General features: G+C 43.6%; 10 protein-coding genes. 1 reads left to right on the top strand and 9 read right to left on the bottom strand.

Going from position 1 to position 12,433, the window contains the following annotated elements; translation table 11 throughout:
* Window positions 1–363: 363 nt before the first annotated feature.
* Window positions 364–591, bottom strand: coding sequence for a hypothetical protein (locus FFM74_RS07265; RefSeq protein ID WP_137625968.1), 228 nt, complete (start codon window positions 589–591; stop codon window positions 364–366).
* A 964-nt stretch (window positions 592–1,555) separates the two neighbouring features.
* Window positions 1,556–2,428, bottom strand: coding sequence for a DUF3800 domain-containing protein (locus FFM74_RS07260; RefSeq protein WP_171000677.1), 873 nt, complete (start codon window positions 2,426–2,428; stop codon window positions 1,556–1,558).
* A gap of 430 nt (window positions 2,429–2,858) precedes the next feature.
* On the opposite strand from FFM74_RS07260, the gene FFM74_RS07255 reads away from it, so the two are divergent.
* The gene (locus tag FFM74_RS07255; protein ID WP_137625966.1) at window positions 2,859–3,125 is read left to right on the top strand and encodes a hypothetical protein; all 267 of its coding nucleotides are present in this window, start codon (window positions 2,859–2,861) and stop codon (window positions 3,123–3,125) included.
* A 78-nt stretch (window positions 3,126–3,203) separates the two neighbouring features.
* Here the strand turns inward: FFM74_RS07255 and FFM74_RS07250 are convergent, their stop codons facing one another.
* The 7 genes from FFM74_RS07250 to lspA all read right to left on the bottom strand — a co-directional run bounded on the left by FFM74_RS07250 (window position 3,204) and on the right by lspA (window position 12,269).
* A complete protein-coding gene (locus tag FFM74_RS07250) occupies window positions 3,204–5,234 on the bottom strand; it encodes a hypothetical protein (RefSeq protein ID WP_137625965.1) in 2,031 nt (676 codons plus the stop codon).
* A gap of 479 nt (window positions 5,235–5,713) precedes the next feature.
* A complete protein-coding gene (locus FFM74_RS07245; RefSeq protein WP_137625964.1) occupies window positions 5,714–6,316 on the bottom strand; it encodes a histidine phosphatase family protein in 603 nt (200 codons plus the stop codon).
* Window positions 6,317–6,524: 208 nt separating this feature from the next.
* The gene (locus FFM74_RS07240) at window positions 6,525–9,083 is read right to left on the bottom strand and encodes a carbamoyl phosphate synthase preATP-grasp domain-containing protein (RefSeq protein WP_137625963.1); all 2,559 of its coding nucleotides are present in this window, start codon (window positions 9,081–9,083) and stop codon (window positions 6,525–6,527) included.
* Window positions 9,080–10,162, bottom strand: a complete 1,083-nt coding sequence (locus FFM74_RS07235; RefSeq protein ID WP_137625962.1) for a carbamoyl phosphate synthase small subunit — start codon at window positions 10,160–10,162, stop codon at window positions 9,080–9,082. Before FFM74_RS07235 ends, FFM74_RS07240 begins: the two co-directional genes overlap by 4 nt.
* A gap of 31 nt (window positions 10,163–10,193) precedes the next feature.
* Complete coding sequence (gene pyrR, locus FFM74_RS07230) at window positions 10,194–10,718, bottom strand: bifunctional pyr operon transcriptional regulator/uracil phosphoribosyltransferase PyrR (protein ID WP_137625961.1); 525 nt, start codon at window positions 10,716–10,718, stop codon at window positions 10,194–10,196.
* Window positions 10,719–10,875: 157 nt separating this feature from the next.
* Entirely contained in the window at window positions 10,876–11,799 is a 924-nt protein-coding gene (locus FFM74_RS07225) for an RluA family pseudouridine synthase (protein ID WP_137625960.1), read from the bottom strand.
* Between the two features lie 20 nt (window positions 11,800–11,819).
* Entirely contained in the window at window positions 11,820–12,269 is a 450-nt protein-coding gene (gene lspA, locus FFM74_RS07220; protein WP_137625959.1) for a signal peptidase II, read from the bottom strand.
* Window positions 12,270–12,433: the final 164 nt, after the last annotated feature.

Below are 12,433 nucleotides of genomic sequence, written 5' to 3'. Positions count from 1 at the left end.
TACTTTGACTGGAGCTGAGAATAAGTGTACATCGTAAAAATTTCGTTGAATCGCTTGTTGGTATGTGTCTGCATAATTAGTTATTGGTAATTAATAATCCTTCTTCCTATTGTTTAAAAGCATTAATCAGGTCCTATGTCGTATTTCTGTCATCCGTGCCGAACCCTTCTCGTGCAATGGCAACTCGCTTCTTAACGCCATTCATTTCCACGATTGAATTAGTCTATTCACCGTCCCACTTTCTTCAATGCTTTACGTTTTATCAATAATCAATCTATTCATGCTTTGTTAATGCAGTGAAATCGCAATTTGAGATTAGAATAATCAGAGTATAAAAATAGCACTCAATCTATATTGAATGCCCTAACCAACACCGTATGTAAACTCCTTGGGTGGATTTTCTTTAAATTTTAATGTTCCAATAACTAGATTTTCAATAAAATTTTTAGAAAACATCGAACTAAACTGCCCCCGTGAGTTAGCTTTATGTGTTTGCTTATCCACTGTTATTGTGCCTTCGTCACAGTCGGAGGCCACTTGATATACACGAAGCTCGTCATTATCTAGAATCAATGTGTAAACCATAATCATGACTGGTGATCCTCCTTCATTTATTCAAGGATTTTTTGGATTATGAATCTAATTGCTGAACCCATGGGCTTTCCGGTAGCTCAGGCCTTTATTATCACTTGTCTCATTTCATAAGACTCATGTTTCAGCATCATTATATCATGTCTTAGTGATGTTTCAGCTCTTAGCCATTACAAACTTGGGACCATCTCATAGCTAAAATCAAATATATGTACAGATGAAATTTTGAAATCACTAGACAAAAAACTAATTAATACGCTGTCATTATATTCTCATAACATACTCTCGTACTGATACATGTTATTCTATACACAGTCTTTAGGCATTGATTTATCTGAAGCATACTCCTATTTCAGAGGTGACTAACTTGTGAGTCTGACTACGTTTGATGTCTTGAAACTGATCGTGCATGAGCTGCTTGTAAAAAAATGGTAAAGATTACAAATCTAGGATGCTGTAGTGCATTGCGATTTTTACAACCAAGTAGTTAACTCAATCGGCTATGTTCGAAAACATACTTACACCAGCACTTTGAGTCATTAGATTAGTTGGCACTCGGAATCGTTAATTGCCCGCAGTTGACGGTTTCGGCGTCCTTCATCAAGGGTTAGCCATGGCAACCTGAATGTGCTAAACATCTACTTATCCTTGCCTAAATGACTATCGATTACCATTTTGATTTCGCGGTAAGCATCCGTATTTTATAGTAATCATATGCGGCACCAAAGCACCAATTTTATGCAATAAAAAAGGAGCCACAATAATTGCGGTTCCCCCAGTCGTAAAAAGTGACAGCATGAACTTAATCATGTGACCTCAATATATATCGAAATCAACACTTTTTTATCCATATATAATACAGTATACGGTAGGCTACTGCCAGCAGAACTGAATCTGTCTCCATATCTGATAACAATATTTTATAGGTTATTTAGATCAAAGTCAATAAATTAGGTAGGAATGGCTAGTTGTATATGCACATTCCAAATTTAGAAGCGCCATCTTTCGCCCCAATTCCACCGTCATATCTTGCCTTTCTTAATATTTGATAGATAGAAGGTTTTGTCTGACTAATTTTGAAATAATTAACTAGAAAGGGTCTCGGTATAAAGTCAGCAATTTGTAGTCCCGCATCATTCTCTTGCTTTTGGATGAAGACAATATCTTTTAAGCAATCCTGCAAGTCACTAGCTGAGTATCTAAGTGTACCATGAACTAAAATTTTCATATACATTTTACGAACTCGCTGATCTAGGACACCACTATTTTGATTTCGACGACTTTCACAAATAATCTTCCCGACACTGTTATGGTTTTTTAAAAAGTAACAGTAATTCTCAATTATCTGCTCCAAAGCAAGATAATAAGATGCATGTGAATCCCGCTTAGTTTTATAAGCTTCTGCTATTGCTGTCTGATCCTCTAAAACGCCTAATACAGGAAGATTAAATTTTCCAACAATATTTCCAATGCCATTAACAGCTAGTCTTATATTTTCTGCCTTCTTGAAATCCACATATTCCGGCCTTCGTTTCAGAGTTCCCTCCCGGTGTGAACGTATCTCTGCTTCATGAAATACGATTTGCTTTGATCTGCCATAACCCAACTTAGAACTCCAAATTTTAGATTTTACTCGTCCTAATTCTTTACGAACGTTATATAATTGTGGTCCCTCTTCAATAATTACCCCAGCAACGGAATATCCAGATTTACTATTGATGCTTATTTTGCTCTCATCCAAATAAAGGTTATAGCTCATAAAGTCTCCTTTAATAATCTCAGTTTTGATAGTTATTATACCATCACAAGTTTGTCCCTTCCATAACAAAGTAATCACGCAATTATAGAAGCTGAGCCTCGTTGTAGGCTTTCTGAACATCTAACTCCTTATCACAATAATTCCGCTAAAACTAATCCAACGATACAAAAATGCCACAATTAAGCGAGCGTCATGCGGATGTAAGTATTACGCTAAAAATTTATTCGCATACAATTGAAGATAACGATCGTGATTTAGCCGAGAAAATGGCCAAAATTGCAAATCTATAATGCTGTGGGACATTCTGTGGGACATTGCGATTTTGACAATCAAGTAGTCAACTTAATCAGTCATGTCCGTTTTCGAACATCTCAACGTCTAAATGTTCGAAAACGTACTTACACCAATACTTTGACTGTGTTCAAAATCGTCAAAAGGCCTTATTCTATTACTGTTGAAAGGAACAAAACAATCCCTTTCAAAACTTAATTGATTAGAGGTAATCAGTATGTTCACTTGGAGTTTTTGGATTTTAGCAATTTGGTTTGTCGTTAATGCCATTTGGATGTGGTTTGATTTGGATAACCAATCCTTACAAAAGACATTTGCCTATATTAATGTCGTCGCAGTTATTTGGGGCTTCTGGGCCTTTTACGGTGCCACTCCTGTCGACGCCCTGAATGTTTGGTTCCAAGTCCTTAACTGGGCGAACGTCATTCTGGCAGCCCTACAATTCTACTTCGGCTACCGCAGTTCTTCACATCGTACCGCCTAAACTAAGTCAAATGTATCATCTTCCCTAGTAAGTCACTAAAAGCCACCCGAGATTCCCAAGTCTCAGGTGGCTTTTTTGCTAAATTAATAACCAAGTAACGATTAACCCGAAACACCCAATGACCAACAACACGCTAGTAATCATTCCAAGGCTCGTCAACGGCTGTGATCGGTGTTGCTGGCGAACAGTCACTTCAGGGTACCAAGCTGCTTTTGGCAAAATTTCACCACTCAACTGACTATAGTTAGCCTTGATAGCGGCATAAGCGACTGGTGACTGACCAATATTCGTAATGTGCACTGTTACTGGTTGTGCTGTTGTTTTATAAGTGACTTGCTGCAACTGATTTGGTGACCCAATTTGATCAACCAATAAGTGCCTTTGACCGTATAACTGCATCCGAATGCGCCCGGAACTACTGCTTGGACTAAGTCGGAGCTGATTGTGCTCAGGCTGCGCGGGTAACTTGAAACTTAGCTGTTGTTGCGGTTGAATCACCTGACTAGTTGCTTCAAAATATGACCCGTTTCCTTGTCGACTGATCCTGCTAGTTGACGACGATTGCCTCAAGCTAGTTCGCCAAATTTGCCAACCACTTATTAATGTCGCTAAAATTAGTCCCACGCTCAATTCTCGGCGCAGGCGTGTTGTCAATCGAATTGGGCACAATTGCGCCCAATAAGCCGTTGCTAACAGCATTAACACGGGCAAGAGTGGCAATGCATAGCGTGCTTCAGCTTCCCACAGTCCCACATGAAAAAGCGTGAAACCTAAAATTGTCAGAGTAAGCAAGTTAACACTTAACTCTTGGCTGCTACGCCGTAAGAGACCGCCAATACTACCAATCAAAAGACAGAGCACCCATGCTTGTGTCACCATTGCTAGCCAAAATTGCGTCGCTTGCGTGTGGACACGATACCAGTTCGGCGCTTTTAGCCATTGGGTCGTCAATTTGAAACTATCAAAGTCACCGCTACCCCAGAAAACAGCTAGCTTTTTTGCCCAGTGACCCATTAACCCGCTGAACTTCAGCTGCTTCAATCGCGATTTGATGAGTTCGCTGGCCTGCCGCTGCTTGGCTTTGGCGGTTGGTTGATCACGAATCACCGTAAAATCCTGGTAATCATATTGACCACTTGTGCGCGGATTTAAACTCATCGCAATCCAACTCGTTGCCGGCACCGCTTGATTTGGATCGGAACGATAACCGTAATGCTTCCCAAGTTGTTGCATGCCACCAAACATCAGTCCGAGTGTCAAGACACTTCCCAGCAACCAAAGGAGGCCAGTCCGCCACTTGATTTTTTGTTGACTAATCGCCGCCAGTACAATACCACCAACAGCTAACCACAACACGATCAAATTAGGTTTCATGACCATAGTTAACGCAAGCAGCACCCAGGTGACGCCAGCAATCAGCCAGCGTGACCAACCGGCTTGCTTCTTAAAAATTAAGCCGAGTGCCAGACAGTCCACCACCGCTGGCAGCACTAAAACATCTGTATAATCAAATAAAGCATAAGCATATAGGGGCACGCTGATGGCCCAACCAATCAACAAACCAAGTGCCCCTGGACGCCAGCAATGCCAGTGGCGCAAAATGATTAAGCCTGCCACTAGTCCGGTATCAATCCAAATGAAACGTCCAATATTGAATAATATCCAGGGATTGTGTAATCCTAACCACATGGCCCCTTTCAGCGCCGTTGCAACAAGTAATGTGAAATTGACATTATTAGAATATGTTTCAAAGTACGCGGTCCAAACGTGCTGGCCTTGCGCCAACGCAATCGCTTGGTTGCGAATCCAGAACGCATCCGCCCGACTGACGTCCACAAATGAGGTGGCGACGCCTAGCTGCATGACAAGTATTACTCCGGCTAATCCCCATAAGCAACGGCGATAAGTACGGACCGACCAGCGCTGCTGCCATTGTTTCAATCCGATAAAACTAATGCTGAAAATAAGGACCAAGAAGAGTCGGGGGACCAGTGACGTCCAATCCTGAGTTGCCAATAAATTGGTTGGCCAAAAAGTCGTTAACCCGGCTGCGACGCAGAGAATGATCACGACGAACCAATTGAAAACTGTTAATAGTCGTTTGCTCATCTGACAGTCAGCTCTGCCATGTGATTGGCTAAGTGCTTGAGTTGTGTCCTTTGCATTTGCAATTCCCCCATAAAAACGATGATTATTAAACCCGCTCAATCATCGTATTATAGCGGCACATTGCAGTGAACAGCCAGCAGTCACACTCCAATCACTTCGCTAACAAATAGAACTAACGAAAGCACCACGTCGAAACGGCTTTCAACCGACCATGCCCTTCATTCATCTGACGCAATTCTAAGAAAATCTTAACTAAACCTCAGCCAAATCCAGTAGTAATCTGCAAAAGTTTCCACTATACTAACCTTATTGAATACGAAAAGCCTGCAAGTTCTCTGAAGGCTTTCCGGCACCAAGAAACGTCCTTTTAATCAGCTGTGTGGGCACTGATAAAAGGACGTTTTTTGATCCCACGGCAGTCGCCCTCATCTGAGCAAAAAAATGTCGTGATGAACTGTTCTAGTTTACATAATTTAAATTTAAAGAAGTTCTTTGCCTTGATCAAGTTGGTAATCTTGTACAAAGGTAAATTCCCCCGCATCATACTTAAATTTCAACACGACACAATTCGTCATCTTAATGCCGCACTGTTTGATCTCACTAATTGGTAACCAGCGACGCAAAAACATGAAACTAGCCCCACCGTGGCTGACGGCCAAGACTTGTTGATGGTCAGGTCTGTCCATCACATCACGCAAAGTGGCTACCATTCGGGCTTGAACTTGCAAATCGGACTCGCCACCATACGGTAAAAAGTAATCCCCATACGACTGACGAGCTGGGTCCTGTTGTGGATTTAGCCGCTCACTCTCAGCTTCAAATACCCCGAAGTTCCACTCTTTCAGACCTTTCAGTCGCTCATACGGTTGCGCCGTCACCAGTTCAAGCGTATCACTCGCACGTTCTTGCGTTGAACAATAGGCGTGATCAAAGGTCACCCCGTGCTCAGTAAAATTTCGACCGACCTGTTGGGCATCGGCAATCCCTTGCGCAGTTAACGGCGAGTCGCAGGCGCCTTGGATCTTATGCAATTGATTAAATAATGTCTGACCATGACGCATCAAATAAAGTGTCTTTGCCATCTAAATCGCTCCTAGTTAAAAATTAATGGTTACTCCAAATTATAGTGGGAAACGTAAGCGCTGTCACAGTCTAATAAAAATGTTCAGCAATGTGCTGATTCACTAACCAGACACAATGCTGAACATTTTTTAACTAAAGATTGAGACCGATAACATCCGCCATTTCACCTTGAACGGGCCTGAAACAACAACTTCCAGTTAACTCATGCTAAAAATCAGTCCGCTCATTACCTTCATTCAACGCGACTAGCGCGGCCTTTAAGGTCTCACCATGCGCGATAACAGTCCCGGTTGCATGACCTGGTTCACCGGTGACCTCATCTTCATCATAAATTTGTAATTGATTATAAGGGAACGTATTGGCTTGCACGAAAATTGTCTTTAAGTTCGCCATATCCGGATAATCATACATGACTTTATCCAGTGATTCGCCTAACTTAACGTGTAATAAGAGCCGGGTTACACTGGAACCACTCGCTTTGCTGATCAATGCCATGGTTGCGAGACTCATTGGCTCAATGGTGGCCAGGTGTAACGCTTCATCAACGATCGTTAGCCGAACCGTATATAGACCGGGCACACCAAAGGCTAAGACCCGTTGTTTAATTTCAGTACTTAACGCGGCTATCGCTTGGTTTTCCGCCTTATCTTGGATTGGGAAAACCGCGACGGAACCATGGACGCCCGAACGTAAATTGTTACCAGCAATAATCTCACTGATTCCAAAAATAGCCACGTCACTGCCATCCGTAATCACTTCCACTGCCGGTGAATCATTGGTTTTAATTTGTTCACGCGGCAACCCATTGTTAATTTGAACAACTTGGTAACCTAATTTGGTTAATTGTTGCCCAAGCCGATAATCATGATAGGTCGTGAAAATCACTTCCGGTTGTTCCACCGCCAAAACATTTAAAATATCCGAAACTTGTTTTGGCTCAATATAGCGTTTCGCGGCTAACTGTGGTGTCATCGCAACACTATTTGGATTGGCATTGATTAAAATCGTTTGATAATCGGCCTTCTTCAAATAGAACAGCAGCTGAGAAACCAAGTAATCATTCGCATGATTCGTCCCAATGCGGTTCGCCCCGGTCCCAATGACCACGGCGCGGCGTCCTGCCAACTGCGTACTTTCATTATCAAACTCATAAGTTGAATAATAAGTGTTCGTCTGTTCCGTAAACTCGCCGGCGGTTGGTTCAACTTCTTTGTAAGTTGCTTGAATTTCATTTTCAATCGCAAAATGAGCGACTTTAGCGGGGGTCGACTCCCAGGCAGCAGCAGCATCTTCATCCGTAAAGCCAAAATATTTTGCCCGACCCAGGGCGTGGACATCAAAGGGATGATCACGCAGGGCTTTTTCGATGGCAATAATATGACTTAACTTATAAAAATAAAACGCGTCAATTTTTGTCAGTTCGGCCAATTCGTCAATTTGATAGCCCCGGTTTAAGGCTTCTAGTAAGACGAGCATTCGGCCGGCCTGCGGATGAATCAAACGCTGAATCAATTCGCCTTCGGAATAGCGTTGCGGCTGATTGGCAATGACGTGATAACGAGACTCGTCAGTTGCACGCAACCCTTTTAGCAGCGCTTCTTCTGTCGATCGCCCAATGCCGATCACAGAACCCGTCGATTCCATCACCGTATCCAACTGATGACTGACCGATTTCAAAACATTAAATGGCCAAATTGGAATCCGGCAGACGATATGATCTAGCACTGGTTCAATTAAAGCGGTCTGCTTGCGATACGTGACCGGCAATTTAACTTCCGCCAAGCTGAGATTGGCCAATAAATTCGCCACGATTGTCGCGACTGGATAGCCGGTCGCCCGCGCAGCCAAGGCCATAGCACGATCAAAGTATGGCGTGACCTTAATCACATAATAGTTCTGCGTGGTTGGGTCTAAAGCAAATTGCACGTGACAAGCACCGACAATATGCAGGGCTTGCATGATTTTGAGCGTCGCCGAACGAAACTGCTGATACTCTTGATCAGTAATCGTTTGTGTCGGGACAAAAACGATTGAGTCGGCAGAATGAATGCCTACTGGGTCAAAGTTTTCCATCCCAGCGACTAATAACGCCGTCCCTTTGTGGTCACGCACACCGATAAATTCAATTTCTTTATAACCAACGATACTTTGTTCAACGATACATTGCTTGGTTGCAGATAACTTGAACCCATTGGCTAAGGCTCGTTGGAAATCTTCTTCATCTTCACATAAGCGTCGGCTCGCTTCAATCCGTGGCGCAACGGATTTGACGATCACTGGAAAGCCGACTGTCCGAACCACCTGATCGGCTTCGGCTTGATTGGCAACGACCTGTGACGCAATGACTGGCTGTGAAAGATCTTTGAGTCGATTACTCATCAAGGCCGGATTTACTACTAAATCAATTAGTGCCGCATCCCACTGCAATAGTCGAGTCTGATTATTTTTGAGCACATTATTGCGAATTAACCCCTGAATCAGATTAACCGCTTGAATCCCACCTAAAGATGGAATCAGGCCATCTGGCTGTTCAGCTTGAATAATTTTAGTAATCGCGCCCACTGTCAGTGGTTCAATGTACACCTTGTCGGCAAAATTATTTTCAGCCGCAACCGAAAATGGGTTGTTGTCGACGAGAATCACGGCAATCCCCAATTTACGAATGGCACTACCAATTTGTGTGACTGCGGCATCATGTTGGCCTTCACGACCAATATCGTTGTGGCCCGCGCCGATAATTAAGACTTTTGAAAGTTGATTATTCACCAAACGGGCCCCCTTGCTTGTTGCATTGATTCCACAAATTCATCAAAGATATCTCGTGTTTCAGTTGGACCAGGCGCGCCATCCGGGAAAAATTGGACCGAAAATGCCGGAAAATCACGATAGCGGAGGCCTTGAATCGTCCCATCAATCAGATCAACAAAAGTTGTAATTAATTTATTACGGTCGATGGTTTCAGGGTTGACGGCATAGCCTTGGCCCTGTGACGCATAAATAATTTGATTGGTAATGACTTCACGAATTGGATGATTCGCCCCATGATGTTCGGGCGAAAGCTTCATGATTTGAGCGCCATTAGCCATGGCAAATAATTCATGCCCCAGTCCGATGGCAAATAACGGAATCCGATTTTGGATGTTCTGAATCATCGTCAAGACGCTTTCTGGCAAGTCTTGTGGCTTCCCAGGTCCCGTTGACAATACCACCCCGTCCGGATCCAAATTAATGATTTCTTCCGTCGTGGCCGTATAAGGTAAAACCGTAACATTGCAAGACCGTTTACTGAGTTCCCGCAAGATCCCGTGTTTGAGGCCAAAATCAATCACAATCACGTTCAAGCCGGTATCAGGGTTAGGATACGGTTTTGGCGTTGCGACCGCCGCAACTTGTCGATTGGTCAAAACCGTCGCGCCCAATTGATCAAAGGCGTGGGCATCCGCCACATCGACAATACTGGCCTTCATTGGCCCACTCGCGCGCAACTGTTTGGCTAAATGTCGCGTATCAATATGACTAATCCCAGGAATATTTTGTTGTTTTAAATATTGGTCTAATGACCAACGACGCTGCCGATTGGTTGAAATACTAGCAACATCGCGCACCACCACGCCTTTAACAGTCGGCAAAATTGACTCATAACTGTCATGATTAATGCCATAACTCCCAATGGTTGGCTGTGTAAATGCAATGATTTGATTATGATAGATTTGATTCGTGATAATTTCTTGATAACCTGTCATGCTCGTGTTAAACACAATCTCACCGGTCGAAACTGCTGGTGAGCCGAAGCCTTCACCCAGGTAGGCACTGCCGTCTTCAAGAATTAAGTAGCGGTCTGCCATGTTGATCCCTTCTCACTTTTGAATTAAGAGACTAATTAATAATTTCAATACCATCGTGCCCGTCAACCTCAGTCACCGAGACTTTGATTCGTTCTTGCAACGCCGTTGGAATATTTTTACCAATAAAGTCCGCACGAATAGGTAACTCACGATGCCCACGATCAACGAGTACGGCCAGCGAAATGCTCTGCGGCCGCCCCCCACCCATTAAGGCATCCAGTGCAGCACGAATGGTTCGTCCCGTAAACAGCACATCATCAACTAAAATCACTTGCTTGCCCGCAACATCAAAATCTAATTGATACGCAACTGGCGCCATGGCAACCGTCAATGGCTGGTCATCACGAAAGGCCGTAATATCCAACTCACCAACTGGAATGGTTGCCGCCTCCAATTGTTGTAATCTCGCCGCAATCCGTTGCGCAATATACACGCCACGCGTTTTAATCCCAACTAAAGCGACATCGCGGATGCCTTTATTTTGCTCAATAATCTCATAAGTGATGCGCGTTAAGGCACGCTTCATCGCCATTGAATCAACAACTTCTTTTTGCATGGTGGCCTCCTAAATTTTAGTGTCCTTAGCAGCAGGCGTTGTCACAAAGAAAGACGGTCGGACATAGGCTGTCACGACCGTCGACGAAAGTTTAGTTAACATTGGTTCGCCTTTCAGTCTCTCTGGGCCGGATTAAAGGACTCTTATTACTGTTAGACTAATGATTCAAGTCTGTTTTGTCAAGCTTTGCCAGGGTTGCCTGAAAGATTTCTGGCAATGGCGCTTCAAACGTCAATTCTTCGCCCGTTACCGGATGTTTAAAGCCCAATAAGCGCGCGTGTAAAAACTGACCATGGCCTTTGATGGTCTTCTTAGGCCCATACAAAGGATCGCCAACGAGCGGATGACCAATTGATTGTAAATGAACACGGATTTGATGCGTTCGTCCCGTTTCTAAGCGACAGCTAATCAAAGTATAGTGCTGATAACGTTTCAGGACGGTGAAATGGGTCACTGCCGCGCGACCATCGGACACGATAGCCTGCTTTTTTCGATCCTTCGGTGAACGACCTAGTGGCGCGTTAATTGTGCCACTATCTTCCTTGATGACACCATGCACCAATGCCACGTATTCACGGCGGCTAGTCTTCGCTTTTAGTTGTGCCGCTAACGACTGATGAGCATGATCATTTTTGGCTACCATCAGTAAACCAGAGGTATCCTTATCAATCCGATGCACAATTCCCGGCCGAAACTCACCATTAATCGTCGATAACGGACTGTGATAGAGTAACGCGTTGACTAGGGTTTGGTCCGGATGCCCTGGCGCTGGATGGACAACCATTCCTTGTGGTTTATTAACTACAATCACATCGGCGTCCTCATAAACAATGTCCAACGGAATATTTTCCGGAACGAGTTCGGTCGTTTGAACCGTCTGCGCGGCCACGACAATCACATCACCAGATTTGACCGTCCTTTTGCTTGGCACGTGCTCACCATTCACCGTAACCTGGTCAGTCTTGATTAACTTATCCAGCTGCGATCGGGTCCAAATGGTTTGAAGCCCCGCGAGCACCTTATCCAAGCGTCCCGCCTGATCAGTAATTGTATAGTGTTGTTCTGTTGTTGCGCCAGCCAAACGATCGACTCCTTTATTTTTTACTTATCAAAACTTTCATCTCGTAAAACGGCAATCAGAATCAAAATAACCCCCACCGTCAAACAAGAGTCTGCAAAATTGAAAATTGGAAAATTAATAAAATCTAATTGAAACATATCGACAACATAACCGATTCGAATCCGGTCAATAAAGTTTCCTAAGGTCCCAGCGATCATTAACACAATGCCAAATTCATACAAGCGATGTGTCCGTAACCGCCAAAGTAAATAAACCATGACACCGAGTGCCACAATTGAAATCAAATAGAAGAAGCCGAGCTTACCTTGCAGAATACTCCAAGCCGCCCCGTTATTATGTAAATTTGTTAACGACAACAACCCTGGTACGACTGTTTTAGTTGCCCCTAAAGCAATTTGACGAACAACTACAGATTTAATCAGTTGGTCGATGACGACCAGTACAAACATTAACGCCCAATAAATCCACATATTTTCCCCTCACAATTCACTAAACTTGTTCAATTATACCAGACATCTGGTTTTAGCACGATAAGAACGGCCATTTGGTAAGTGCCAAATTTTTCTTGGCTTGTTCTAAGTTCATTACTTGTTAGGTCTTTCATTCCAATTCCCAGCTCGCTAATTAATTAGTG

Origin of the sequence: Lactiplantibacillus pingfangensis, from assembly GCF_005404945.1 — a bacterium.
Lineage (GTDB): Bacteria > Bacillota > Bacilli > Lactobacillales > Lactobacillaceae > Lactiplantibacillus > Lactiplantibacillus pingfangensis.
Note: the sequence above shows the minus strand (reverse complement) of the source record. Positions and strands in the feature narration are given on the sequence as shown.